General features: G+C 61.8%; 26 protein-coding genes. 13 read left to right on the plus strand and 13 right to left on the minus strand.

Features of this window, described 5'->3' with window-relative positions; translation table 11 throughout:
- The first annotated feature begins 3 nt into the window (after nt 1-3).
- Nucleotides 4-2664 (plus strand): DUF4118 domain-containing protein, encoded by a 2661-nt coding sequence (locus tag ACP6KB_RS08980; RefSeq protein WP_442113382.1) that lies wholly within the window; start codon nt 4-6, stop codon nt 2662-2664.
- The gene (locus ACP6KB_RS08985) at nt 2661-3350 is read left to right on the plus strand and encodes a response regulator (protein ID WP_442113383.1); all 690 of its coding nucleotides are present in this window, start codon (nt 2661-2663) and stop codon (nt 3348-3350) included. Before ACP6KB_RS08980 ends, ACP6KB_RS08985 begins: the two co-directional genes overlap by 4 nt.
- Nucleotides 3351-3424: 74 nt before the next feature.
- Here the strand turns inward: ACP6KB_RS08985 and ACP6KB_RS08990 are convergent, their stop codons facing one another.
- The 3 genes from ACP6KB_RS08990 to ACP6KB_RS09000 all read right to left on the minus strand — a co-directional run bounded on the left by ACP6KB_RS08990 (nt 3425) and on the right by ACP6KB_RS09000 (nt 5740).
- Nucleotides 3425-4261, minus strand: a complete 837-nt coding sequence (locus ACP6KB_RS08990; protein ID WP_442107850.1) for an IS3 family transposase — start codon at nt 4259-4261, stop codon at nt 3425-3427.
- A complete protein-coding gene (locus tag ACP6KB_RS08995; RefSeq protein ID WP_442107852.1) occupies nt 4258-4560 on the minus strand; it encodes a transposase in 303 nt (100 codons plus the stop codon). The genes ACP6KB_RS08990 and ACP6KB_RS08995 overlap by 4 nt, the downstream gene beginning before the upstream one ends.
- A 139-nt stretch (nt 4561-4699) precedes the next feature.
- Nucleotides 4700-5740, minus strand: coding sequence for a patatin-like phospholipase family protein (locus tag ACP6KB_RS09000; protein ID WP_442113384.1), 1041 nt, complete (start codon nt 5738-5740; stop codon nt 4700-4702).
- Between the two features lie 157 nt (nt 5741-5897).
- Between ACP6KB_RS09000 and ACP6KB_RS09005 the strand changes: the two genes are divergently transcribed.
- From ACP6KB_RS09005 to ACP6KB_RS09015, 3 genes are all read left to right on the plus strand, one after another.
- Nucleotides 5898-6176, plus strand: coding sequence for a hypothetical protein (locus ACP6KB_RS09005; RefSeq protein ID WP_442113385.1), 279 nt, complete (start codon nt 5898-5900; stop codon nt 6174-6176).
- 14 nt (nt 6177-6190) lie between these two features.
- The gene (locus ACP6KB_RS09010; RefSeq protein ID WP_442113386.1) at nt 6191-6958 is read left to right on the plus strand and encodes a CHAD domain-containing protein; all 768 of its coding nucleotides are present in this window, start codon (nt 6191-6193) and stop codon (nt 6956-6958) included.
- Nucleotides 6959-7039: 81 nt separating this feature from the next.
- Nucleotides 7040-7840, plus strand: coding sequence for an acyl-CoA thioesterase (locus ACP6KB_RS09015; RefSeq protein ID WP_442113387.1), 801 nt, complete (start codon nt 7040-7042; stop codon nt 7838-7840).
- 153 nt (nt 7841-7993) lie between these two features.
- On the opposite strand, the gene ACP6KB_RS09020 is transcribed toward ACP6KB_RS09015, so the two are convergent.
- From ACP6KB_RS09020 to ACP6KB_RS09030, 3 genes are all read right to left on the minus strand, one after another.
- The gene (locus tag ACP6KB_RS09020; protein WP_442113388.1) at nt 7994-8356 is read right to left on the minus strand and encodes an Mpo1-like protein; all 363 of its coding nucleotides are present in this window, start codon (nt 8354-8356) and stop codon (nt 7994-7996) included.
- Nucleotides 8357-8431: 75 nt separating this feature from the next.
- On the minus strand, nt 8432-9910 hold the full coding sequence (locus ACP6KB_RS09025; RefSeq protein WP_442113389.1) for a methyl-accepting chemotaxis protein: 1479 nt from the start codon (nt 9908-9910) through the stop codon (nt 8432-8434).
- Nucleotides 9911-9996: 86 nt separating this feature from the next.
- The gene (locus tag ACP6KB_RS09030; protein ID WP_442113390.1) at nt 9997-10803 is read right to left on the minus strand and encodes a TatD family hydrolase; all 807 of its coding nucleotides are present in this window, start codon (nt 10801-10803) and stop codon (nt 9997-9999) included.
- Nucleotides 10804-10961: 158 nt separating this feature from the next.
- Between ACP6KB_RS09030 and ACP6KB_RS09035 the strand changes: the two genes are divergently transcribed.
- Both ACP6KB_RS09035 and ACP6KB_RS09040 read left to right on the plus strand, forming a co-directional pair.
- Entirely contained in the window at nt 10962-12374 is a 1413-nt protein-coding gene (locus tag ACP6KB_RS09035) for a transglycosylase SLT domain-containing protein (protein WP_442114282.1), read from the plus strand.
- 196 nt (nt 12375-12570) lie between these two features.
- Nucleotides 12571-12879, plus strand: a complete 309-nt coding sequence (locus ACP6KB_RS09040; protein WP_442113391.1) for a hypothetical protein — start codon at nt 12571-12573, stop codon at nt 12877-12879.
- A 12-nt stretch (nt 12880-12891) separates the two neighbouring features.
- Here the strand turns inward: ACP6KB_RS09040 and ACP6KB_RS09045 are convergent, their stop codons facing one another.
- The 4 genes from ACP6KB_RS09045 to ACP6KB_RS09060 all read right to left on the minus strand — a co-directional run bounded on the left by ACP6KB_RS09045 (nt 12892) and on the right by ACP6KB_RS09060 (nt 18022).
- A complete protein-coding gene (locus tag ACP6KB_RS09045; RefSeq protein ID WP_442113392.1) occupies nt 12892-14109 on the minus strand; it encodes a DUF3422 domain-containing protein in 1218 nt (405 codons plus the stop codon).
- Between the two features lie 145 nt (nt 14110-14254).
- Nucleotides 14255-14749: a transcription elongation factor GreB gene (greB, locus tag ACP6KB_RS09050; protein ID WP_442113393.1), complete on the minus strand. Its 495-nt coding sequence runs from the start codon at nt 14747-14749 to the stop codon at nt 14255-14257.
- A 79-nt stretch (nt 14750-14828) separates the two neighbouring features.
- Complete coding sequence (locus tag ACP6KB_RS09055) at nt 14829-17339, minus strand: ABC transporter permease (protein ID WP_442113394.1); 2511 nt, start codon at nt 17337-17339, stop codon at nt 14829-14831.
- Nucleotides 17339-18022 carry an ABC transporter ATP-binding protein gene (locus tag ACP6KB_RS09060; RefSeq protein ID WP_442113395.1) on the minus strand — a complete coding sequence of 228 codons (684 nt, stop codon included), beginning with the start codon at nt 18020-18022 and terminating at the stop codon, nt 17339-17341. Before ACP6KB_RS09060 ends, ACP6KB_RS09055 begins: the two co-directional genes overlap by 1 nt.
- A 10-nt stretch (nt 18023-18032) precedes the next feature.
- Between ACP6KB_RS09060 and ACP6KB_RS09065 the strand changes: the two genes are divergently transcribed.
- The 3 genes from ACP6KB_RS09065 (at nt 18033) to ACP6KB_RS09075 (ending at nt 20069) form a co-directional block, all read left to right on the plus strand.
- Nucleotides 18033-18638, plus strand: coding sequence for an arylesterase (locus ACP6KB_RS09065; protein ID WP_442113396.1), 606 nt, complete (start codon nt 18033-18035; stop codon nt 18636-18638).
- 56 nt (nt 18639-18694) lie between these two features.
- Complete coding sequence (locus ACP6KB_RS09070; RefSeq protein WP_442113397.1) at nt 18695-18976, plus strand: hypothetical protein; 282 nt, start codon at nt 18695-18697, stop codon at nt 18974-18976.
- Nucleotides 18977-19097: 121 nt separating this feature from the next.
- Nucleotides 19098-20069: a L,D-transpeptidase family protein gene (locus ACP6KB_RS09075; RefSeq protein WP_442113398.1), complete on the plus strand. Its 972-nt coding sequence runs from the start codon at nt 19098-19100 to the stop codon at nt 20067-20069.
- Between the two features lie 266 nt (nt 20070-20335).
- On the opposite strand, the gene oprI is transcribed toward ACP6KB_RS09075, so the two are convergent.
- A complete protein-coding gene (oprI, locus tag ACP6KB_RS09080; RefSeq protein WP_003259780.1) occupies nt 20336-20587 on the minus strand; it encodes an outer membrane lipoprotei OprI in 252 nt (83 codons plus the stop codon).
- Nucleotides 20588-21095: 508 nt separating this feature from the next.
- Here oprI and ACP6KB_RS09085 point away from each other — a divergent pair.
- The gene (locus ACP6KB_RS09085; protein WP_028941432.1) at nt 21096-21377 is read left to right on the plus strand and encodes a GNAT family N-acetyltransferase; all 282 of its coding nucleotides are present in this window, start codon (nt 21096-21098) and stop codon (nt 21375-21377) included.
- Between the two features lie 117 nt (nt 21378-21494).
- Here the strand turns inward: ACP6KB_RS09085 and ACP6KB_RS09090 are convergent, their stop codons facing one another.
- The gene (locus tag ACP6KB_RS09090) at nt 21495-22571 is read right to left on the minus strand and encodes a 3-deoxy-7-phosphoheptulonate synthase (protein ID WP_442113399.1); all 1077 of its coding nucleotides are present in this window, start codon (nt 22569-22571) and stop codon (nt 21495-21497) included.
- Nucleotides 22572-22740: 169 nt separating this feature from the next.
- A complete protein-coding gene (locus ACP6KB_RS09095; RefSeq protein WP_442113400.1) occupies nt 22741-23187 on the minus strand; it encodes a PilZ domain-containing protein in 447 nt (148 codons plus the stop codon).
- Between the two features lie 117 nt (nt 23188-23304).
- On the opposite strand from ACP6KB_RS09095, the gene ACP6KB_RS09100 reads away from it, so the two are divergent.
- Nucleotides 23305-24261: a putative 2-dehydropantoate 2-reductase gene (locus ACP6KB_RS09100; RefSeq protein ID WP_442113401.1), complete on the plus strand. Its 957-nt coding sequence runs from the start codon at nt 23305-23307 to the stop codon at nt 24259-24261.
- Entirely contained in the window at nt 24261-25169 is a 909-nt protein-coding gene (locus ACP6KB_RS09105; RefSeq protein WP_442113402.1) for a 5'-nucleotidase, read from the plus strand. Before ACP6KB_RS09100 ends, ACP6KB_RS09105 begins: the two co-directional genes overlap by 1 nt.
- The last annotated feature ends 35 nt before the right edge of the window (nt 25170-25204 follow it).

Below are 25204 nucleotides of genomic sequence, written 5' to 3' on the forward strand. Positions count from 1 at the left end.
GCAGTGAGCGAAAGCAATTCCGAACGCGCCGACGCGCTGTTGGCCGGGCTGCCGCGCGCAGGGCGCGGCAGGCTCAAGGTGTTCCTCGGTGCTGCACCGGGCGTAGGCAAGACCTACGCCATGCTCCAGGCTGCCCATGCGCAGTTGCGTCAGGGCGTGCAGGTGCTGGCGGCGGTGGTCGAAACCCATGGCCGGGCTGAAACCGAGTCGTTGCTCGCCGGCCTGCCACAACACCCGCTGGTGCGTACCCAGTACCGCGGTGTGCAACTTGAGGAAATGGACCTCGATGGCCTGCTCAAGGCCTCGCCACAGCTGGCGCTGGTCGATGAACTGGCGCACAGCAACGCGCCAGGCAGTCGCCATACCAAGCGCTGGCAGGATGTTCAGGAGCTATTGGCGGCGGGAATCGACGTCTACACCACGGTCAACGTCCAGCACCTGGAAAGCCTCAATGATCAGGTGCGCGGCATCACCGGTGTGCAAGTGCGTGAAACCTTGCCCGACTGGGTACTGCAAGAAGCCTTCGAGCTGGTACTGATCGACTTGCCGCCACGCGAGCTGCTCGAGCGTTTGCGCGAAGGTAAGGTCTACGTACCCGAACAGGCGAGGGCAGCCATCGATGCCTTCTTCAGCCAGACCAACCTCACTGCCCTGCGTGAGCTGGCCATGCAGACGGCAGCGGCGCAGGTCGATGCCGACCTTGCCCATGGTTACCGTCAGTTAGGCCAGGATGCGCCGTCATTGCGTGGCCGCCTGCTGGTGGGGGTTGATGGCGATGCCCAGGCCGAGCGCCTGGTGCGCCATGCCAGCCGGGTGGCGCAGCGTCGTCACCTGCCCTGGAGCCTGGTGCATGTCGACAACGGCAAGCTGCGCGACGAAACCGCCCGCCAGCGTTTGCAGGCGGCCCAGCAACTGGCCGAGCGCCTGGGCGGGGAAGTGGTGTTGCTGCGGGCCGGTGAAGTGGCGAAAACACTCATCCAGCATGCCCTGGAGCGCCGCGCCAACCTGGTGCTGGTCGGCCAGTCGCGTGATCGCCTGCGCCGCCGCTTGTTCGGCGCCGGGGTGGCCACGCGTTTGTTGCGTGAGGCCCATGGCCTGGAAGTCAACGTGCTGGACCGGGACGAGCGCCCCGAGCCGCCGAGTGCGGCGGTGAAGAAAGTCTGGGTCTGGCGCCACTACCTGCTGGCACTGGTCGCAACCGTGCTGGCGACGGGCATTGCCTGGGGCGTTTCGGCGGTGCTGCCACTGCCCAACATCTCGCTGGTGTTTCTTGCGGCGGTGTTGCTGGTTGCCGTGCGCAGCAGCCTGGGCCCGGCCCTGGCCTGTGCGGCGATGTCGTTTCTGGCTTACGACTTTCTGTTCATTCCGCCGAACTTCTCGTTCAGTATCCAGCGTGAAGAGGACGTGCTGACTTCACTGTTCTTTCTGCTGATGGCCGGGCTCACCGGCAACCTGGCCGCCCGCCAGCGCCGGCAGTTGCAGGCCCTGCGCGAAACCCAGGGGCAAACCAATCAACTGCTGGAACTGACGCGCAAGCTGACCGCCGCTACAGACCGTCAGGCGGTGTTCACCGCCGCCGGCCAGCACCTCGATGGCTGGAACGATTTGCAGGTGTGCTTGCTGGAGCGGGATGTGGAAGGCCGTCTGCAAGTTGCCAGTGCCGCCACCGTGCAGTTCAACGACAACGAACGCGCGGCCGCTGACTGGGCCTGGCAGCACGGTCAGGCGGCAGGTCTGGGCAGTGACACCTTGCCCAATGGCCGCTGGTGGTGGTGGCCGTTATCGGTGGAAGAACAGCCGCTGGCGCTGCTCGGCGTGCGTCCACGCCAGGGCCAGAGCCTCACCGCGCAACGGCGGCGCCTGCTCAAGGCGCTGAGCCAACCCTTGGCCCAGGCATTGGCGCGGGCGCGTCTGGCCGAGCAACTGGAAGCCGCGCGCCTGCACGGTGAAACCGAACAGTTGCGCAGTGCCTTGCTGGCGTCGGTGTCCCACGACTTGCGCACCCCTTTGACCGCCATGCGCGGCAGTATCGACAGCCTGCTGGCGTTGGGTGAGGCGATCCCTCAGGCCGATCGCCAGGAGTTGCTCGAAGGCACACGCAACGAGGCCGAGCGCCTGGATCGCTATATTCAGAACCTGCTCGACATGACCCGTCTGGGGCATGGCGGCTTGAAGCTGGCACGTGACTGGGTAGCGCCCACCGACATCGTCGGCAGCGCGCTCAACCGCCTGCGGGTGCTTCTGGCCCCGCTGCAGGTCACCACCCAGGTGCCGGACGACTTGCCGTTGCTGTTTGTGCATGCCGCCTTGATCGAACAGGCGCTGGTCAATGTGTTGGAGAACGCTGCGCGTTTTTCACCGGCCAACGGGCGCTTGCAGTTGCAGGTCACGGCAGACGCTGAATACTTGCGCTTCGCCGTCAGTGATGAAGGCCCGGGTATTCCCCCGGCCGACCGCGAGAAGATCTTCGACATGTTCTACACCGCCGCGCGCGGTGATCGCGGCGGGCAGGGCACAGGCCTTGGCCTGGCGATCTGCCAGGGCATGATCGGTGCCCACGGCGGGCATATTCAGGTGGGCGAGGGTATCGATGGTCACGGCACCTGCATCACACTATGCTTGCCGCTCCCGACCCAACCCGAGCCCGAAAGCGAAGCCCCATGAGCCAGATCGCAACCCTGCTGGTTATCGATGATGAACCACAGATCCGCAAGTTCCTGCGCATCAGCCTGAGCTCCCAGGGTTACAAGGTGCTGGAGGCGGCCACCGGTGGCGAAGGCCTGACTCAGGCGGCACTGGCCAAACCTGACCTGGTGGTGCTCGATCTGGGTTTACCCGACATGGACGGGCAGCAGGTGCTGCGCGAACTGCGCGAGTGGAGCACGGTGCCGGTGCTGGTGTTGTCGGTGCGTGCCAGCGAAATCCAGAAAGTCGAAGCGCTGGATAACGGTGCCAATGACTACGTGACCAAACCCTTCGGAATTCAGGAATTCCTCGCCCGGGTGCGGGCGTTGTTGCGTCAGGCGCCGCAGGCCACGGCAGAGGAAGTTGCGCCGAGCTTCGGGCCGTTGACGGTTGACCTGGCGTTTCGCAAAGTCACGCTAGACGGTGTCGAAGTGGCGCTGACCCGTAAGGAGTACGCACTGTTGGCCCAGTTGGCCAGTCATCCTGGGCGGGTGATTACCCAGCAGCAACTGCTCAAGGACATCTGGGGGCCGACCCATGTCGATGACACCCACTACTTGCGCATTGTTGTCGCCCATGTCCGACAGAAGTTGGGTGATGACCCGACGGCGCCGCGTTTTATCGTGACCGAACCAGGGGTGGGGTATCGCCTGGTAGGCCCATGATCACGGGACGGTGGGAACGGCCTCGGTGGGAGCGGGCTTGAACTGGTCAAGTAATCCTGGACACCCGTTAAGGTTTACGCCGCCAGCTTCTCTGCCTCGACCGGCGACCGGTATCCGTTGTAGCTGTGAGGCCTAGTGGTGTTGTAGCGGGTGATAAAGCGCTGCACATCCATTCGGGCCTCATGCTCCGAGTCGTAGCCATCTTCGGGTACCCACTCAGATTTCAGGCTTCCAAAAAACCGCTCCATCGGGGCGTTGTCCCAGCACTCGCCTTTACGGCTCATGCTCTGCCGGTGCCCATGCTCGCGCAGCTCATTTCTGAACTTGTGGCTGGTGTACTGACAGCCTTGGTCAGAGTGAAATAGCACACCCTTGGGGCGTCCGCGCAGCTCGGTTGCCATGCGTAAGGCCGCGCAGGTCAGTTCAGCATCCGAGATCATCGAGAACGACCAGCCGACAATCCGCCGTGCAAACAAGTCCAAGACAGCCGCGAAGTACAGCCAGCGCTTACCAGCCTTGATGTACGTTACATCTCCGCACCAGACCTCATTTGTCGCCCGCACATCGAATTGCCGTTTGAGCTCGTGCGGTGCGGTCAGGGCTTCAACGCCTGAAGATTTGTATTTGTGGCGTCTGCGTTGACGGCTGCTGATCCCAGCTTCTTGCATCAGGCGGCGCGCCTTGAAGCGGCCGACTGGGTGTCCACTGGCTTGCAGCATCTTGGCCAAGGTGCGCGAACCTGCCGCCCCTCTCGACTCACGATGATGTCTGATCAACTGGGCCTTGAGTTTTTCCCGTCCGGGGTAACGCCGGTCCTTACGCTGGCGCCAGCAGTAGAAACTGCTGCGGCTGACCCCAAGCACCCGACAACACTCATTAACGCCGTATTGCTCACCCAGCTCATCGATCAACGCGAGTGATCTTTGGCGTCCAAAAGCAGGAGAGCGCTGGCCTTTTTTAGGATTTCGATATCCCGGTCTTTCTGCTTGAGCAGGGCTTTGAGCCGTTGGATTTCCTGCTGGTCTGCCGTTATTGCCTTGGCACCCACAGGGGTTAAGCCTTGACGCTCCTGGCGCAGTTGATCGACCCAACGACGCAACGCTGTAGGGCCAATGCCTAAACTGGCACAGACCTGTGGAACTGATTGGCCTTCGTCCAGCACCATGCTGGCCGCCTGTAGCTTGAAGTCACTCGAGTAAGAATTACGCATATCCAAACACCTCAGGTTTGGGCGCCATCATAGCGCCCGATTGAGGTGTCCAGGATCATTAGGCCAGTTCAGCTTGCCCCGCGATGCGATATGGCTGGCAAACCGCAATCGCGGGGCAAGCCCGCTCCTACCGGTGCGTTTACCGCCGCTCCGCCTCATAGTTCTCCAGGGTATCGCGCGCAATCTCCCGCCCCAGGGCGATCAGTTCCGGCGCTTTGTAGAACTCGAAAAACCGGCACACCCGCTTGGGTACGTTGATCAGAATATCCGGCGGGTAACCGGCAATCTTGTACTGCGCCAGCGAGGTCTGCATGACCTCGAAACTCTGGTTGATCAAGTCCAGCAGTGATGCCGGCCCGACGTTGTCGATAATGAACGAGCCCGCCGCCGACTTGGGCGCACCATCGGTTTCCGGGGCGGCTGCCGGTTGCTGGGCCTCGGGGTCGGCGGCATCGCTGAGCCAGGGGTTGGGAATGTGCGCGGCCTGAGGTTGCAGGTCCTGCTCGATGCGCAACAGCTGTTCAGCCTGTTTACGCCGGAACGGCAAGTGCGATCCCAAGGAACTGATCAGGTTGTCAAAGCGCAGCTTGAAGGCGGCCGGACGTTCGATCACCGGCAGTTGGTACTGCTTCTGGTTGGTCGAGTTGAGGTTCACGGCAATGATCAGGTCGCAATGGCTGGAAACCACCGGAATGATCGGCAACGGATTGAGAATGCCGCCATCGACTAGCATGCGGTTGCCTTGCACTACCGGGGTGAACAGGCTGGGAATGGCGGCCGAGGCGCGCATGGCCTGGTGCAGGCAACCCTCCTGAAACCAGATCTCCTGTTGGTTGGTCAGGTCGGCCGCCACGGCCGTGTAGGGGATGCGCAGTTCTTCGATGTTCACGTCACCAACGATCTTGCGGATCTGCCCGAAGACTTTTTCGCCGCGGATCGCGCCCAATCGGAAACTCACATCCACCAGGCGCAACACATCCAGGTAGTCGAGGCTCTCGATCCAGTTGCGGTACTCCTCAAGCTTGCCCGCGGCATAGATGCCGCCAATGACTGCGCCCATGGAGCACCCGGCAATGCAGGAAATCTCATAGCCACGTCGCTCCAGTTCTTCGATCACACCAATGTGCGCATACCCACGGGCTCCGCCCGAGCCCAGTACCAATGCCACGCGTTTACTCATAATGGCTCCCGCTTGCCGTGCGTCGATGGTCTAACAATGCGCCTATTCGTGTCTGTGCTTCAATCGTCATACGCGCTGCGCTACGCTTTGCAGGGCACTTTTCTTCTTTGTAGTCGTCGAACACGCCACGTTGAATATTTCTTTTGAGGGAACACCGATGAAAGCCTGGATTTGCCTGCCTCTGATTGCTCTGGTACTGACCGGTTGTGCTGGCAAGACAGCCTATCGCGACAGCTGCGCCAACCAGCTAGACGCGGCCTGGAAGGAGCTTGATCTGGCCAAGGCCGAAGGCTTTGCCGGTACAGTCAGTTACTCTAAGGCGCTGTCGTTGTTGACCGGGGCCAAGACCCAGCAACAATTCGAAGCCTTTGAAGGATGCAGCAGCAAAGCTGAGAAAGCGCGTTTCTACATTCGTGAGTCGCGCGCTGGCCGCTGACACAGGAGAACACCATGGCGGTAATGCTTGATCATGTGATTGCCCAGGTGCTGGCTGTGCAGGTGCGCCTGCTTGCCTGCCAGGCGCGGCTGGCAGCCGATACCGACAGCGAGGCGTTGCATGATCTGCGAATTGCCACGCGGCGCCTGCGCAGTTTGCTGCGGCCGCTGCATGAGCTGCCCGGGGTCGACCAGCTTGACGGTGCGGCGCAAGCCTTGGGCAACCTGACCACACCGCTGCGCGACCGCGAGGTACTCGCCGCGCAGTTGCTTGAGCGTGAGCAATTTGCCGCCGCGCAGGTGCGCCTGGCGCATCGTGCGCAGACCTTTGCCAGTGTCGCCCAGAGTGCTGAACTGGGGCGCCTGTTGGCGATTGCCGATGCATTCCCGATGTTTTTACGCGCGGCCCAGCGCGAAGGCTTGATCCAGGGTTTGCACCAGCGCCTCGACAAGCGCCTGGAAAAACAATGGAAAAAGCTGCGCCAGGCCCTACAGGATCCCGCCCATGACCGTCATCGCCTACGCCTGCTGATCAAGCGTGTGCGCTACGCCGCCGAAGCCTATCCGCAGCTGGAGCATGCCGGGCGGCGAATGCAGCGGGTGCTCAAACGCGCCCAGGGCGATCTGGGCGACTGGCATGACCGCCTACAGTGGCTGCTGGCGGCCGAGCAGCAGCCTGATTTGCAGCCGTGTGTAGCGGTTTGGCAAACCCAACTGCAGGCAGCTGAACAGCACGCCGACGCAACCCTGGAGCGCTTGCAGGCGCTGTTGGCGCAGCGATAGGCCGCAGATATGGCCGAAATGCGGGCTGTGGCTGCAGCCTGTGCTGGTTAAGATCGGTTTTTTCCCATGGATGAGACCGGCATGAATTTCTCGCAATTGCTCAAGACCGCGCGCCTGCATCCCCAGGCGGTGTCGATTCCTGCCACTTGGGTGCAGGGGCGGGCCTGTTTCGGTGGCCTGATGGCGGCCTTGCTGTATGAAGCGATGCTCGCCAAAACCTCGCCCGGTCGCCCGGTGCGTTCCCTGTCGATCACCTTCGTCGGCCCGGCCGAGCCAGAGGTGCCGATCAGCTTCGAAGTGGAACTGTTGCGCGAAGGTAAAGCGGTCACCTCGCTGTTGGGCCGCGCAGTACAAAATGGCCAGGTCGTCACCCTGATGCAGGGCAGCTTTGGGGGTGGGCGCAGCTCGATGGTCGAGGTGCCAGCCTTGCCCACCGTGGAAATGAAAGATCTGCAGGCATCTGCCCCTGAGCTGCCTCACATCAAAGGGATGACCCCGGAGTTCATGCAGCACTTCGCCTTGCGTTGGGCGATCGGTGGCTTGCCGTTCAGCAACAACCAGTCGCGCAGCATGGGCGGCTGGGTTCGCCTGCGCGACGAGGGGGGTGACGAAACCTTGAGTGAAGCGCACCTGCTGGCCTTGGTTGATGCCTGGCCGCCGTCGCTGATGCCGTTCCTCAACAAGCCCGCTGCAGGCAGCACCCTGACCTGGACCATCGAGTTCCCGCAGCCGGTGCCTAGCCTGACCACGCTGGACTGGTGCAAATACTGTGTGCACACCGAGCATGCCCGCGATGGTTACGGCCATGCGTCAGCGGCGTTGTGGACTGCTCAGGGTGAGTTGCTGGCCATCAGTCGTCAGACGGTGACCGTTTTCGCTTAGGCTCTGTTTGGAAAGCCTTGATACTCGGTGATGCTGCGTTGAAAACAGCCTCGGAATGCTCATTTACAACCCGTAAAGTCGAGCGCGACTCCGACCGTTCCTCGGCTGTTTTCGCCTTGCCTGACCTTCGTCTCAAAGCTTTTCATACAGACCCTAATGACGATGGCGGTCGCGCCAGGCACGCCACCAGGCACCGCTCAACACAAAGCGCGGAAAGGTAACGAACTGCTCGACCAGCAAGCGCCCGACGGCATCTTTGCGGTCGCTGAAGGGCTCGGGCTGTTCAGTCTCAAGACGGTGGCCCTGGCGTTGCAGGCCAAGGCCGGCAATCAGGGCGATGACGCCCACAGCCAGTTGGCCAAGGTCCAGTGAGAACAGCCCGGACAGCACCAGCAGCACGCCGAGGATGAACAGCGGTACGGCAATCAGGTGCAACACCAGGTTGGTCGGGTTGCGGTGATTGTGGTGGTAGCTACGCCATTGCCAGGCGTGCAAGTTGGGCAGGCGTTTGTTCATGGGCTATTCCTCAGGGCTCTGTCTGAAGAATAGTGCGGCCCCCGTTCGGGGGCCAATCAGCGCCGCCTATCGGGCTTATAGCTTGAGTTGGCCGATGGCCTTGCTCAATTCACCGGCCAGGGTGGCCAGCTCGTTGCTGGTGGTGGCCGAGTCAACGGTCTGCTGCACCGTCTCTTCGGTAACGTCGCGAATACTTACCACCGCGCGGTTCATTTCTTCCGCCACCTGGCTCTGCTGCTCGGCAGCAACAGCAATCTGTGTGTTGCTCTCACGCATCTGCGCCACCGCACTGGTGATCTCGGCCAGCGCCGCGCCGGCTTCCTGCGCCTGCTGGACGCAGTCGTCCGCCTTGAACGAGCTTTCCTGCATAAAGTCCACAGCATCGCGGGTGCCAGCCTGCAGCGCTGAAACCATGGTGGTGATTTCATCGGTGGAGGCTTGTACGCGCTTGGCCAGGTTGCGTACTTCATCGGCAACCACGGCAAATCCGCGCCCCAGGTCACCGGCACGCGCCGCTTCGATTGCAGCATTGAGCGCCAGCAGGTTGGTTTGTTCGGCGATGCTGTGGATCACGCCGACCACACCGTTGATTTTCTGGCTGTCTTCGGCCAGTTGGCGAATCATCTCGGCAGTCTGTTGCACGCCGCTGGACAGCCCGGAGATCGAGGTTTGCACACGGCTGACCACTTCCTGCCCGCTGCCTGCCAGGGTATCGGCGGTTTGCGACAGGTCACGCGTGGCACCGGCATGCTGGGCAATGTGATAGACGGTGGCCGACATCTCGTTGATGGCGGTGGCGGCCTGGTCGGTTTCGCTTTGCTGACCGAGCATGCCGTGGCGCACGTCGTTCATGCTGGCGGCCAGGCGTGCGGCCCCGGAGTCGAGCTGGGCCGCGGTGCGCGCCACGGTGTTGACCACGCGGTGATAGGTGGTTTGCATGGCGTTGAAGGCGCTGGCCATCTGCCCGACTTCATCGCCGCACGACAACGGTACCCGCGCTGACAGATCGCCGGTCTTTTCCACATGCAGCATCACATCCTTGAGGGTGTTGAGCTGGCTGAGCAGGAAGCGGATCAGCAGCTGTGAGGCGCAGAGCATCGCCAGCATCAGAATCAGCACGCAGACAGCGTAGTTGGTGAAGCGATCGGTGAACACCTGCAGCAGGCTGGGGGAGGGGGCGAGCACGGCAATCTGTTGACCATCGCGGCTGATCACCTGGGCGCCACTGATCGGCTGGCTACCGGTCAGGGCCAGGCCATGCAATTCGACCCAGCCCTGGGCATTGGCCAGGGCCTGGAACTCTTCATCGGCATAGGCGGGCACTTGCCCAGGGGCGTAGTGCAGCCACAACGGGTTTTCCGGCACGACCTGGCCGCTGGGCCAGGCTTGCAGGAGCTGCGCTTCAGCCTGGGCCTTGACCTGGGCTTGCTCAGCCCGGGCCTGTTGCTCCAGGTGCACGGCATACAGCACCAGAAACAGCGTTGTGACAAAGGCCACCGCGTTGACGGCCCAGAATTTGTACTTCAGGGAGATATTGCTAAGCCAGGCACCCATGGAAGGTCTTCTCTGATTGAGCGGAAACATTGTTGGCAAGGTGCCATCATTGTGCCGGGCTGAGCATAGAGGTGCGTTGATATGCGTCAAATAATCGCGGGCAGGTCGAAGAACGCCCGCGCGCAGGCGGTGGTGTGCGCCGCCAACTGCTCGGGGCTTTCGCCACGGTGCAGGGCGACTTCACGCAGCACTTCGGTAAGGAACGCCGGTTCGTTGCGGCCACTCTTGGGTTTAGGCCGCAGGCTGCGCGGCAGCAGGTAGGGGGCATCGCTTTCCAGCATCAGACGGCCTTGGGGGATACTGCTCACCAGCGGGTGCAGGTGGGTGCCTCGACGCTCGTCGCAGATCCAGCCGGTGATGCCGATGTGCAGGTCCAGGTCCAGGTAACTGAACAGTGCCGCGCGCTCGCCGGTAAAACAGTGCACCACGGCGGCGGGCAGGCGGTCACGGAAGTCCTTGAGGATCGCCAGCAGCCGCTCGCTGGCATCACGTTCATGGAGAAACACCGGCATCTGCAGTTCCACGGCCAGCGCCAGTTGTTCCTCCAGGGCTTTTTCCTGTTGCGGGCGCGGCGAGAAGTCGCGGTTGAAGTCCAGTCCGCATTCGCCCACCGCACGCACCCGCGGCTGCTCCAGCAAGGCCCGTAGTTGGCGGGTGCTGGCGCTGCTCCAGTGGCTGGCGTCGTGGGGGTGAACACCGGCTGTGCTGAACAGTTTCTGGCCGCTTTCATCCAGTGCCAGGCACAGTTCCAGCGCCTGTTCGCTGCCCTCGAGGCTGGTGCCAGTGACCATCATTTGCCGTACGCCAGCCGCCTCGGCGCGCTCCAGAATCGCGTGGTGTTTATCGGCAAAACTTGGATTGGTCAGATTGACGCCGATGTCGATGAGTTGCATGGTGCTACCTCAGGCCGGTGGCCGGCCAGCATAGCAAAGCTCGCGGAATTTCGATAAATCGAAGAACTTCAATGAGTTGTCGTGGTCTTTTGCGGTCAATTGTCACGGAACGACCGCACACTATGGCGCCACCCACACACGCACGGACCTTTGAACGGATGACCCGAGCGCTGTTTTTGTTGATTGTGCTGAGCCTGGGGCTGCTTCACGCAGGCGCGGCCAGCGCGCGCCTGCCCGGGCCACAGCAAACGGTGTCGAAGACCCAGGTTCGCGACCTGGCGCAGATCCGTAGCAGTCGGGTGCTCAAGGTGCTGGTCAATCAGAGCCGCAACAGCTCCGGCGAGGTCAAGGGTGTGCCGGTGGGGGTCGAATACCATCGTTTGCGGGCGTTCGAACACTACCTCAATGGCCGCGCCCGAGACGGCCAGGAGATAAAGCTGAAAATAATTCCACGGGCCAAGGAGCAACTACTGGCCGCGTTGCAGCGCGGTGAAGCCGATCTGGTGGCACCGGGCGAATTGCTGGATCCCACCTCCACCCGTGGCCTGGTGGCCAGCGATCCGGTGGTCGATAACGTGCCGATGGTGCTGGTGGGGCGCAAAGGCGAACGTAGCTTGCAGCGCGTCGAGCAACTGGCCGGACGCACGCTGACCCTGACCAGCGCCAGTGCCGCGGGTGATTCGATCCATGAAATCAATCAGAAACTGGCGTTGCGCAAACTACCGCCAATTAAGGTCGAGTGGGTTGATCCGACCCTCGCCGTAGAGGATGTGCTGGAAATGGTTCAGGCCGGCATTTTTCACCTGACCGTTGTCGAGCAGCCCATTGCCCAGCGCTGGGCGCGGGTGATGCCCAAGCTGCGTATCGATAAAAACGTCCAGGTCGCCGCCCCCGACGCCATGCGTTGGTATGTGCGCCGCGATGCGGTGATGTTGCACGCCAGTGTTGACCGTTTCTTGCAGGGCTACCGGCCCCCGGAGAACCAGGACGCGGCCTTCGAGCGTATCTACCGGCGCTTGTACCGGGTGCACAATCCGTTGGCGCGTACTGATCGCAAGCGCCTGGAAGCCTTGCGCCCGGTGTTGCAGCGCCATGGCAGTGAACAGAATATCGATTGGCTGAACCTGGCGGCGGTAGCCTTCAAAGAGTCATCGCTCAATCCTGCGGCCCGAGGTGCCGGGGGAACCCATGGGTTGATGCAGATCACCCCCAGCGCCGCCCAGCGGGTAGGGGTGAGCAATATCAGCAATGTTGATGGCAATGTCCGCGCCAGTGCGCGTTACATGGCGATGATCCGTCGCAAGTTCTTCTCCAGCAACCAGCTCAATGAGCGTGAGCGCATGGCCTTTACCCTGGCCGCCTACAACCTCGGCCCGGAGCGGGTCCAAGCCATGCGCGCCGAAGCCCGACGACGAGGCCTGAACGGCAACCAGTGGTTCTTCCAGACCGAACGCATCGCCATGGAGCAGGTCGGCATGGGACCGGTCAGTTACGTCAACAGCGTCAACAAGTACTTCCTCGCCTTCGACCGCGCCCGCGCATCGCTTGAACCCCGCGATCAAAAACGATAAACCCCGTTGCCCCTACACATTCCTACAGTTGACAGCCCGCCCGCCGCTTCTCTAGGATGCTGACTTGCGCCGATTTAAACAGCTACTTGCGGGGCGCAGGAGAACCCGATGGGGTTCACCGAATACCGCTAAAACGCTGGTTCGGTGACGCCTCCCACCGCAGCCCAGCGGGATCTGCGAGGCGGAGAAATACTCCATGAGTTGTCCACGTACCAGTGTCTGCTTGACCCCTCTGCCTGCCAGCCAGGCCACTCGCGTGCCGCGTATTCTGCTGGGCGGCAGCCACCAGCCAACCCTCCTGCGTTACCTCGACGGCTGGCCGCGGCGCAAAGGCAGTGCGACTGCCTTTCTGATTCAGTTCGCCGACACCTGCGCCTCCCTCGACCAGTTCGCCAGCGACCGTTTTGACCTCGCCGTGATCCAGGCGCCCAGCGCCGCCGACGCCGCCGAAGTGATCGGGCACCTGACCCGCGTTGCGCGCCAGGGCTTGATCACCCGCGGTTGATCAGGGTTGGGCTCAATGTTCCTTGGCTTTTCTGATTCGTAGCAAAATCACCAACAGGATGAGCATCGCTACCGGCGCCATTGCCAGTAGCGCATCGCGCGCTGAAATCGGTGCGCCCAAGGTATGCAAACCGGCGTAGATCAGCTTGAACAGGCTCAGCAGGTAATAGGTGATGGCGATGATCGACAGGCCTTCCACCGCCCGCTGGATCTTGATCTGCGACTCGGCGCGGGCATTGAGGCTGCGCATGATCTCGGCGTTTTGCTCTTCCATCTCCACCTGCACCCGCGCTTGCAACAGGTCGCCGAGGTTGGCGACGCTTTCGGCCACTTGCTCAAGACGCTGCTCGGTGGCGGCGCAGAAGCGCACGGTGGGCTTGAAGCGGCGCTCAATGAAAATGCCCAGGCGCTGGTAATCGTCGACATGACTTTCGCGCAATTCGCCCAAGCGCTCGAACACCAGTTGTGCATAGGCCTGGGTTGCGCTGAAGCGATGACGACTCTTCACCGTGCTGCCTACCACTTGCCGTGACAGCTGGGCGATGTCTGCCAGCAAGGCCTTGGCATTGCCACCGTCACTGGCCACGTTGCGTTCCGACAGGCTGACCAGGCTGTGCTCGTAGTCATCCAGTTGACTGCTCAAGGCTTTGGCGGTGTCCAGACTCAACGAGGCCATCATCCGATAGGTCTCGATTTCCAAAAGGCGGCGGATCATGCGGCCCTGGCGATAGGCGTTGAGCCGGCGGTTAACGAACAGAAATCGGTTGGTACCGTCTTCGGTCAGACGAAAGTCGCTCCAGACCACCGCGTCGCCACCGCCAACGCAGGAACCGCTGGGGTCTTTGAAGGCGTAGCGGCTGAGGTCGAGCCCGGCTTCGTCACGCACGATCACCTGCACGGCATTGATGATCAGCGCCTGATAGGGCTCGATCGCCTGTGCCAGTGCCGGGGGCAGTGTGCCCCAGTTCAGGTCGCTGTGTTCGGCAGGCACCACCAGGGTCACGGTGAAGAATTCGGCGTGGCGCTCCCACTTGAACGGGTGGCCCTGTAGTTGAGTGACGCCCTGCGCCGCTTCGGATTCGACCGAGTCGGGGCTGCAGCGCTGCAGCAGGGCATTGCACTGCGCGGCAGTGCCGAGAAATGCCAGGTGATACACATGGGCGGGCTCGTCGAAGTACAGGGACGGGCGAGCATGCAGTTCGTTGTGCAGTGCTTTTCGTTGGGCATGCATGTAGGGTCAGGCCGTATTGTTGTGTTTGTCTGCTGTTCCAAGTGCCGGAGCACATAGTTGGGACGGGGCAGCGGCCAGGGCGAGTCACGCCTGCGGCGATTCGCCGCTGGGTGAGCGTACTGGCTGCAGCAAGCACATCAGCCGTTCAGGGGCTGTCAGGTGAACCGGGTGGGGTATAGCGGACACTGTTGATGTACCAGGTGGCCTCGCCGTTGGGCGTCTGCACCACCACCTCGTCATCTTTGCCTTTTTTCAGCAGGGCGCGGGCCATCGGCGAGTCGATGGAAATGTAGTCATTGCGCCCGTAGATCTCGTCGTAGCCGACAATCCTGAAGGTCTTCACTTCACCGTCGTCGTTCTCGACTTCAACCCAGGCGCCAAAGAACACCTTGCCTTCCTGTTCCGGCGAGTAGTCGACGACTTTTGCGTCTTCCAGGCGTTTACGCAGATAGCGCACGCGCCTGTCGATTTCGCGCAGCAGCTTTTTGTTGTACTGGTAATCGGCGTTTTCACTGCGATCACCCAGCGATGCCGCCCAGGCGACCTTGGCGGTGATTTCCGGGCGGTAGGTGCGCCAGAGATGATCCAGCTCGCTTTTCAGCGCGTCGTAACCTTCTCGGGTGATGATGTTTGTAGCCAAGCGTCGTCCTTCATCGGTCAGGTAGGGCGAGTGGTGTTCAGGCGCCTAACGATACCTCATATCCACCACACGCTTGTCATCAACCTTCACGCAGCACTTTCAGCGGGCTGGCATTCAGCGCCCGACGCGTGCCGTAGACGCCAGCGCCACCCACCAGCAAAGCGCCTATTACCGGCAGCAACAGCAACGAGGGATGCGGGCTCCAGCTCAGGTCGAAGGCGTAGCGGTACAACAGCAGGGTGATCAGTTCGCAGCCGATCGCTGCCAGCAAGCCGCTGGCGGCCCCGAGCAAGCCAAACTCGATGCGTCGGGCCTTGACCAGCAAGCCGCGTCCGGCACCCAGAGCCCTGAGCAGGGCGCCCTGGCGAATGCGTTCGTCGAGCGTGGCCTGCAGACCGGCAAACAGCACCGCCAGGCCCGCAGCCAGCACGAACAACAGCACATACTCCACCGCCAGCGTCACCTGGGCGAGAATGCTGCGCAGCTGCTCCAGTAGGGCATCGACCTGCAGGATGGTCACTGCCGGGAAAGCTCGCGACAGCGCCACCACTTGCTGGTCGTGGCCGGGGGCGAGGAAAAAACTGGTCAGGTAGGTGGTGGGCAGGTCTTGCAGGGTACCCGGCTGGAAAATCATGTAGAAGTTGGGTTGGAAGCTGTCCCAGTTGACCGTGCGCAGGCTGGTAACCACAGCCTGGCGTTGCTGGCCGCCGATATTGAACGTGAGCTGGTCGCCGAGCTTAAGCTTGAGGCTCTGCGCCAGTTCGGTCTCTACTGACACGCCGGGCAGGGTGTTGCCGGTCTCAGGGCTGGCTTGCCACCAGCGGCCTTCACTCAGGGCGTTACCCTGAGGCAGGTCGGCGGCCCAGGTCAGGCTCAGGTCGCGCTGCACGGCGCGGTCGCCAGTGGACTCCTTGCTGACGATTTGTTGCACGGGCTGATCGTTGATGGCCGTCAGGCGCCCTGGAATAACCGGGTAAAGCGGCGCTGCCTCGGCGGAGAACTCGCTCAGGCGCTCGGCGAAGGTGTTCTTGTCGTCGGGCAGGATGTTCAGGGCGAAGTAGTTCGGCGCATCCTTGGGCAACTGGTTCTGCCAGGTGTCGAGCAGTTCGGCGCGTAGCAGGGCAATCAGGGCCATCGCCAGCAGGATCAGGCCAAAGGCCAGGGATTGCCCGGCAGCCGCCAACGGATGACGCAACAGTTGGCCCAGGCCCAGGCGCCAGGCCAGGGGCGAGCCGGCCAGCAACTGCCGCAGGCTGCGCAGGCCGAGCAATAGCAGGCCGCCGAGCAGCACGGCTGCGACCAGGCCACCGCCGAGCAATGCGAAGGTCAGAAGCAGGTCCAGGCTCAAGCGCCACATGATCAGGCCGAGGGCGAGCAATGCTGCGCCGTACACCAGCCAACTGCTGGGCGGCACGGGCAGCAGGTCACGGCGCAGCACCCGCAGCGGCGGCACGCGACCCAGGGCTGCCAGGGGCGGCAGGGCAAAACCGGCCAGGGCCACCAGTCCGGTGGCGACGCCAGCCAATGCAGGGGCCAGGCCACCCGGGGGAATCTGTGCAGGCATCAGGCCTTGCAGTAGTTTGAACAGGCCCAGTTGCGCCAACCAGCCGAGCAGGGCGCCACTGACAGCGGCCAGGCTGCCGAGTATTGCCAGTTGCAGGCAGAACAGGCTCAGCGCCTGACGGCGCGACAGGCCCAGGCAACGTAACAGGGCGCTGGCATCGAAACGGCGGGTGGCAAAGCGGCTGGCCGACAACGCCACCGCGACGCCGGCCAGCAGTACCGCCACCAGGCTGGCCATGTTCAGGTAGCGCTCAGCCTTGCCCAAGGCGCCGCCAATCTGCCGGTTGCCATCGCGTGAGTCTTGCAGGCGCTGGTTGGGGGCCAGGCTTTTGCTGACGCTATCGCGGTAGCTGGCCAGCGCCTCGGGCTCGCCTCGCCACAGCTCGCGGTAGGTGACCCGGCTGCCGGGTTGCACTACGCCGGTGGCGTCGAGGTCGGCCAGGTTGATCAGTACCCGTGGTGTCAGGCTGTAGAAATTGCCCGCACGGTCGGGCTCATAGGTCAGTACCCGGCTCATGCGCAGGGTTTTCATACCGACATCGATGCTGTCGCCAATCTTCAGATTCAGCGCCGCCAGCAGGCGCGGTTCGACCCAGGCTTCACCCGCTGCCGGTCCGCCGCCAGGCGTCTCACTGGCATAGGGCTCGGCGGCGCTGCGCAGCTCGCCGCGCAACGGGTAAGCACTGTCGGCAGCCTTGATGCTGGAGAGCTGGATACCGTTGTCGGTGGCGATCACGCTGGAGAACTCGACCACCTGCGCGTGTAGCAGCCCGGCGGATTTGCCCCTGGCAATCTGTTCCGGTTGGGCAGGGGAGCTGCCTTGCAGCACCAGGTCGGCGCCGAGGAACTCGGTCGCGCGCAACAGCATGGCACCATTGAGGCGGGCGCCGAAATAACCGATGGCAGTGCTGGCGGCCACCGCTACCAACAGGGCGAAGAACAATACGCGCAGTTCACCGGCACGGGCGTCACGCAGTAACTGGCGCAGGGCCAGGGCGAACAGGCGGAAAAACGGCAGGCGGGCCATCAGGGCTCCAGTGGCGCGACCAGATGGCCGGCGTCCAGGCGGATCAGACGGCGGCAGCGCTGGGCCAGGCGTTCGTCATGGGTGACCAGCACCAGGGTGGTACCGCGTTCCTGGTTCAGTTCGAACAGCAGGTCGCTGATGCGTTCGCCGGTATGGCTGTCGAGGTTGCCGGTCGGTTCGTCGGCAAACAGCACTGCCGGTTCGGCGGCAAACGCCCGGGCAATGGCGACACGCTGCTGTTCACCACCGGACAATTGCCGGGGTGAATGGCTCAAGCGCTGGCCCAGGCCCACCCGCTCCAGCAAGCTGCGGGCGTGTTCGCGGGCGTCGCGGCGACCGTCTAGCTCCAGTGGCAGCATGACGTTTTCCAGGGCATTGAGGCTGTCGAGCAACTGGAACGACTGGAACACGAACCCAACGTGCTCGGCGCGCACCCGGGCGCGTTGGTCTTCGTCCAGCGGCCCCAGGTCGTGCCCGGCCAAAGTCACACTGCCGGCACTGGGCAAGTCGAGGCCGGCCAGCAGGCCGAGCAGTGTCGATTTTCCTGAGCCTGAAGCACCGACAATCGCCAGGCTGTCACCCTGTTTCAGTTCCAGTGAGAGTTCGTGCAGGATGGTCAGGTCGCCTTCCGCGCTGGGAACCACTTTGCTAAGGTTGCACGCAGTGAGAATGCTGGGGCCCATGGAGAATCCGATGCGAGTAGGGTTATTGAGTGTTGGCCTGGCCTTGATGGCGCTGGCCCAGAGTGCGGCAGCGGGTACCGTGTTGGTTGTCGGCGATAGTATCAGTGCCGGTTTCGGCATGGATAGCCAGGTGGGCTGGGTTGCCTTGCTCGAACAACGCCTTGAAACCGAGGGCATAGACGCCAAAGTGGTCAACGCCTCGATCAACGGCGACACCAGCGCAGGAGGCCAGGCGCGGCTGCCAGCGCTGCTTGCAGCGCACAAGCCAGCCCTGGTGGTGCTCGAATTGGGTGGCAATGATGGCCTGCGCGGGCAGGAACCCAAGCAATTGCAACAAAATCTTGCTTCGATGATCGACGACGCTCAGGCTGCCGGCGCCAAGGTGCTGTTGCTGGGCATGCGTTTGCCACCTAACTATGGCAAGCGCTACACCGATGCCTTTGCCCAGGTCTATGCCAATCTGCACAGTGAAAAGCAGGTACCACTGGTGCCGTTTTTCCTTGAAGGCGTGGGCGGGGTGCCCGAGCTGATGCAGGCCGATGGCATCCATCCAAGGCCGAGCGCCCAGCCGCGCTTGCTGGAAAATGCCTGGCCGCAGCTAAAACCGCTGCTTTGACGCTTTTATACTGACCGGCTTTCGGCTAATGTGGCGCCCCCGATTTGGAGCCCCCGATGCCGCGTCCCGCCTGGTCCCTGTTTGCCTATCAATTGATCGAGCCTGACGAACAGCTTGACCTGTTCGCCTGCCAGGAGATCCGCGTCCATCTTGTGGCCCGCCAGCTTGAGCTGGGAGGCTCGGCCGACCGCACCTTGTGTGGCACGCTGCTGCCTGCGCAGCCGCGCTGGTCGGCCGTCGAACGCGGCATTTACCGTGACCGGCGGCTGTGCTCGCTGTGCCGGGCGATTCTCGATGCTCAGCGCCGTGGCACCCGGCCGGTCTGGCCTGAGCTGTAACAGCTGGTAATAGCCTTTCATCCCTTAACCCGCCTTCAAACGCCCGGTTCACTCCCGATTGTGCTGGGGGCGGTGTACAATCGTCGTCTTGACCTCACTGAATTAGCGAAGGATTTCCCGGATGTTGCCGCGCTTTCCCGCCGTCACCCGTTGCCTGTCCCTGGCCGCCCTGCTGGCGGCAGGCCCTGCTGCTGCGCTGGAGTTTCCCCTGCCACCGCCTGGCGAAGACGTCATTGGCCAGGTCCAGGTGATCAAGGCCAAGTACGAAGATACCTTCGCCGATATCGGCACGGCCAACGACCTGGGCTACCTGGAAATGATCGCCGCCAACCCGGGTGTCGATCCCTGGTTGCCGGGAGCGGGTACCGAGATCATCCTTCCGACCCGTTTCATCCTGCCGCCGGGCCCGCGTGAAGGTATCGTCATCAACCTGGCCGAGTACCGCATGTACTACTACCCGAAAGGGCAGAACGTGGTGCACACCTACCCGCTGGGTATCGGCCGTGAAGGCTGGGGCTCGCCGATTGCCAACACCAAGGTAACGGCCAAGACGCCAAACCCGACCTGGACGCCACCGGCCTCGATCCGTAAGGAGCACGCCGCAGACGGTGACATCCTGCCTACCGTGGTGCCGGCAGGGCCGGATAACCCGCTTGGGCCGTTCAAGTTCACCCTGGGTGTGCCGGGTTACCTGATCCATGGTTCGAACAAGAAGTTCGGTATCGGTATGCGTACCAGCCACGGTTGCTTCCGCATGTTCAACAACAACGTACTGGAGCTGGCGAAAATGGCACCGGTCGGTGTTTCGGTGCGGATCATCAACGAGCCTTACAAGTTCGGCCTGAGTGCTGGCAAAGTCTACCTCGAGGCGCATACGCCGCTGGATGACAAAGGCGATCCGTCGGTGGTCGACAAGCACACGGCAGTGATCAACGCCTTGCTCAAGCGCGAAGACCTGGCGAACAACCTGCGCATGAACTGGGACATGGTGCGTGACGTGGTGGCCGCTGAAGACGGTATGCCGGTGGAAATCGCCGTGCCGACCAGCGGGCAGCAGCAACCGATGGTTTCAAGCGTACCGCTGGACCTGTAATAGCTCGTTGCTGGATTGCTGTAGTCGAGGCCTGCCATTGTGCAGGCCTTGTCGTTTCTGGCGATCACTTTCTTGCGGGCAATAAAAAAGATTCTTCGCGGGTTGTCGGCATGTATGGGCATATCCCGGTAGGAGCGGGCTTGCCCCGCGATTGCGGTTTATCAGGCACATCGCATCGCGGGGCAAGCCCGCTCCTACCCGTCAAACGCGCATAAAAAAGCCGACCCACAAGTGGGTCGGCTCCAAATAAAAATCCCGAGGGATAATTACTTACGGCTGGCTTTGTCCAGCATACGCAGAGCGCGCTCGTTAGCTTCGTCAGCGGTCTGTTGTGCTTTTTGAGCAGCAGCCAGAGCGTCGTCAGCTTTGCGGTAGGCTTCGTCAGCGCGAGCTTGTGCACGAGCAGCTGCGTCTTCAGTAGCGGTCAGACGAGCTTCGGTTTCTTTGGATACGCTGCTGCAACCGGTAGCCAGAACTGCGGCCAGAGCCAGAGCAGAAAATTTCAGAACGTTGTTCATCGTGTTCCCCTTCAAGGACTTTCTATTAAATAGCCATCTCTCAGCAAAGAGAAACTAGCCGGTGTACATAGTACCCATTACTTGTAGTAAGTAAACTGACAGAGCGCAAGAACTGCAAAAAAATACGCCTGTCCCGGGACCTACACAGCCTTTGTAAAAAAACTGTGAAGGCGCCGCCGCGGCGGCTGTATTCAAGTGTAGCAAGTGTGTTTTTTTGTTGAACTAACGGTGACTTAAAGTGTCATCGAACGTCATAGCACTACAACATCCGGCAACTGTTCTGGCCGCTGCGCGCGACCTGGATCGCTGACTGCAAGTGCACAAAAATTGCGACCAGACACCTTGAGCATCCGGGCGCTGGGCGCCTACTATTTGTACGTGCTGTTTAGCCATAGAACGACCAGGCTGTTCTTGCTGTCCAAACGGGCACGGGGTGGCGTAGAGGTTCCTTCGCCGGACAAACATCGGTAAGGTAAGGGTCTGATCAAAAGACCCGCGAGGAGTAGTGATGAGCGAGGCGTTGTCCATCCACCATGACCAGGCTGGTCATCAATTCGAGACCAGTGTGGACGGTCATCGTGCTTACCTGACCTACATGGACCTGGGTAAGCAAACCCTGGATATTTACCGCACTTTTGTTCCCAATGCATTGCGCGGGCGGGGTATTGCCGCAGCATTGACCGAGAAGGCGTTGCAGTACGCAGAAGACATGGGTTACACCGTGATTCCGTCATGCTCGTACGTGGAGCGCTACATGGAGCGCCAGCAGCGCCACTCCACCAAGGCCTGAGCATCACGATTTCTGGTAGGAGCGGGCTTGCCCCGCGAGATGATGTAACTGAAGTAGATCAGATCGCGGGGCAAGCCCGCTCCTACATCAAGCAAGCCTGCCCCGTGAATCTGCCCGTTAGCCGCGGTTGCGCTTGGGCAGTACGTCCTTGAGCTTGGCATGCATGCTGCGCAAGGTTTTTTCGGTGGCGTCCCAGTCGATGCAGGCGTCGGTGATCGAAACACCGTACTGCAGGTCGTTGAGGTCTTTCGGAATCGCCTGGCAGCCCCAGTTCAAGTGGCTTTCAACCATCAAGCCGATGATCGACTGGTTGCCTTCGAGGATCTGGTTGGCAACGTTCTCCATGACCAGTGGCTGCAGGGCCGGGTCCTTGTTGGAGTTGGCGTGGCTGCAGTCGACCATGATGTTCGGCTTGATCTTGGCCTTGGTCAGTGCCTGCTCGCACAGGGCGACGCTGACGGAGTCGTAGTTCGGTTTGCCGTTGCCACCGCGCAGCACAACGTGGCCGTAGGCGTTGCCTTTGGTGGTAACGATGGACACGCCGCCTTCCTGGTTGATACCGAGGAAGCGATGCGGGCTGGAAACCGACTGCAAGGCATTGATCGCAACCGTCAGGCCACCATCGGTACCGTTCTTGAAGCCGACCGCCGAAGACAGGCCCGACGCCATTTCACGGTGGGTCTGCGATTCAGTGGTACGTGCGCCAATGGCCGACCAGCTGATCAGATCTTGCAGGTACTGCGGAGAAATCGGGTCGAGCGCTTCGGTGGCCGTAGGCAGGCCCATTTCTGCCAGATCCAGCAGCAGTTGGCGGCCGATGTGCAGGCCGTCCTGAATCTTGAACGAGTCGTCCAGGTATGGGTCGTTGATCAGGCCTTTCCAGCCGACCGTGGTGCGTGGCTTCTCGAAGTACACGCGCATGACCAGGTACAGGGTGTCGGACACTTCGGCGGCGAGGGCTTTGAGGCGCTCGGCGTATTCATGGGCGGCTTTGATGTCATGGATCGAGCACGGACCAATCACCACGAACAGGCGGTGATCCTTGCCATCGAGGATATTGCGCACCACTTCGCGGCCCGCAGTCACGGTCTTGAGCGCAGTGGCGCTCAGGGGAATTTCCTTCTTGAGCTGATCGGGGGTGATCAAGGTCTCGTTGGAGGCAACGTTTAGGTCATCGATCGGTAAATCAGCCATCGTGTTACTCGTCAGGTCACGGGTGCCGGCCGCCAGCGATCCCCGTGCGGCGGAGCAGCAAGATTGAACGCAGCGGGGAGCGGAACCTTAGCGCGTTACACCGTTGTTCGACAATGGGTAGCACCTGCTTTCCTGCGGCTCAAAGCCCGTTGGCGCAGGGTTTTTGCCCCTAAATGAGAATCTGTCGGGTATGGCTGGCTTCAAGGTTGGCTTCGGAGAACTCTCCGGCGTGCAGGCTGACCCATTGCCGGGCGAGGGCATCGAGGTCGGGTGGGGAGGCTTCAGCCAGGGCTAGTTGCTGGTAAAGGTGCTGGATCTGGCAGATCTGCTCGCTCATTCTGGCGCCAAACAGCGCCTGTTCATCGATGAAGGCAATGCCGACCCGATAACCGTCTCGCTGTTTTTGGCACCAGGCGACATAGCCCGGGTAACGCGCCGATTCGCCAAGGGAGGGGATGATCATTTCGATGGCCATGCCGCGACGGTAGGCGCGAGGGTGGTTGCAGGCGATTCCGCCCAGGCTGATAGTGTGCAAACGCTGGCGGAACAAGCTGGGCGACGGACGAAGGGTCAGTTCGACCGGGATGTCGTCCGGGTGAGGCAGGTATCCGCGCATGATCGACTCCGTGTCGATTTTTTGACCTTGTTCGCCTCAGTATAGTGAGGCTGCGCAAAACGATTGTTTTATGTGTAAAAAAATTGAAGAAAAAACGTTAAGGGTTGAGGAAAGCAGATGAACACCAGCAGTCCGCGTATTGGCATCATCGGAACCGGCGCCATTGGCGGCTTCTACGGTCTGATGCTGGCCAGGGCAGGGTTCGACGTGCATTTCCTCTTGCGCAGCGAGTTCGAGGCAGTGAGCCGTCACGGTGTGCGGGTCGAGAGTGCGCTGCACGGCACGCTGCAGATGGCAGTCAATGCCTATGCTGATGTCGCCGATATGCCGCGCTGTGACTGGCTGCTGGTAGGCGCCAAGACCACCAGCAATGCGGAGCTGGCGCCGATTATCAATCAGGCGGCCGCCAGTCATTGCAAAGTGGTGTTGCTGCAAAATGGTCTGGGCGTCGAACAGCAATTGCGCCCGCAACTGGCCGACCATCTGCACCTGCTGGGCGGTTTATGCTTTATCTGCGTCAACCGCCAGGCGCCCGGTGTGATCCGGCATCAGGCGCTGGGCACCGTGAACCTGGGGTATGACAGTGGCCCGGCGCTGAACGCCGCCGAGCGTCAGCGCATCACAGAGGAGGGTGCGGCGTTGTTTCACGCCGCAGGTATCGACTCTCAGGCCATGGACAACCTTGAGCAAGCGCGCTGGCAAAAGCTGGTGTGGAATGTGCCGTATAACGGCTTGTCGGTGCTGCTCAAGGCCAGCACCACGCCATTGATGGCCGATCCGCACAGTCGGGCGTTGATTCAGGCGTTGATGGCGGAAGTGGTTGAGGGCGCGCGCAGCTGTGGCCATCAGTTGCCCCAGGGCTATGCTGAGCATCTGTTCGCAGTGACGGAAAAGATGCCGGACTACTGGCCGAGCATGTACCACGATTTTGCCTTGAAGCGGCCGCTTGAATTGGCGGCGATCTATGCCGAGCCGCTGGAGCAAGCGCGGCGGGCGGGGTGCAGCTTGCCGCGGATGGAGGCGCTGTATCAGGCGTTGGCGTTTGTTGATCGGCATAATGACAGGAACCGGTGATGAGCAAGAGTCTTGGCGATAAGTTGGTGGTTGCGATTTCTTCGCGAGCGCTGTTCGATCTGAGTGAAAGCCATCGTCTGTATCTGGCGCAGGGGGTCGAGGCTTACCGGCAGTGTCAGATCGAGCATGAGGATGAGGTGCTGGAGCCCGGCGATGCCTTTCCGTTGGTGGAGAAACTGTTGGGGCTCAATGCGCGTCTTGGCCAGCCTCGGGTCGAGGTGGTGCTGGTGTCGCGCAACAGTGCCGATACCGGCCTGCGGGTGTTCAACTCGATTGAGCATCACGGCCTGGGCATTTATCGCGCAGCCTTTGTCGGTGGGCGTAGCCCGTACCCTTATCTGGCAGCCTTTGGCTGTCATCTGTTCCTGTCTACCGATGCCGATGATGTGCGCAGTGCGCTTGATGCGGGCTTCGCGGCGGCAACCATCCTTTCCGGTGGGGCGCAACGCGCCGCCAGTGATGAACTGCGAATCGCCTTCGACGGTGATGCGGTGCTGTTCTCTGACGAGTCGGAGCGGGTTTATCAATTGGGTGGGCTGGAGGCGTTTCAGGCCAATGAGCGGCAGTCGGCCCGCGAGCCGTTGCGCGGCGGGCCGTTCAAGCCCTTCCTGGCCGCCCTGAACCAGTTGCAGAAGGAATTTCCGGAAGGCGCCTGCCCGATTCGCACGGCGCTGGTCACCGCACGTTCGGCACCCGCGCATGAGCGGGTGATTCGTACCCTGCGTGAATGGGACGTCCGCCTGGATGAGTCGCTGTTTCTGGGTGGCCTGGATAAGTCGGCCTTTCTTGAAGCCTTCGCGGCCGATGTGTTTTTCGATGACCAGGCCGGCCACTGTGAGCGGGCGCGCAGTGTGGTGGCAACCGGTCATGTGCCGCACGGCATCAGCAACGAACCGACCCTGGGCTAGGCCGCAGCTGCAGGGCGCCAGACGGAACTGCAGCT

It is taken from the genome of Pseudomonas sp. NUPR-001 (assembly GCF_052147955.1).
Lineage (GTDB): Bacteria > Pseudomonadota > Gammaproteobacteria > Pseudomonadales > Pseudomonadaceae > Aquipseudomonas.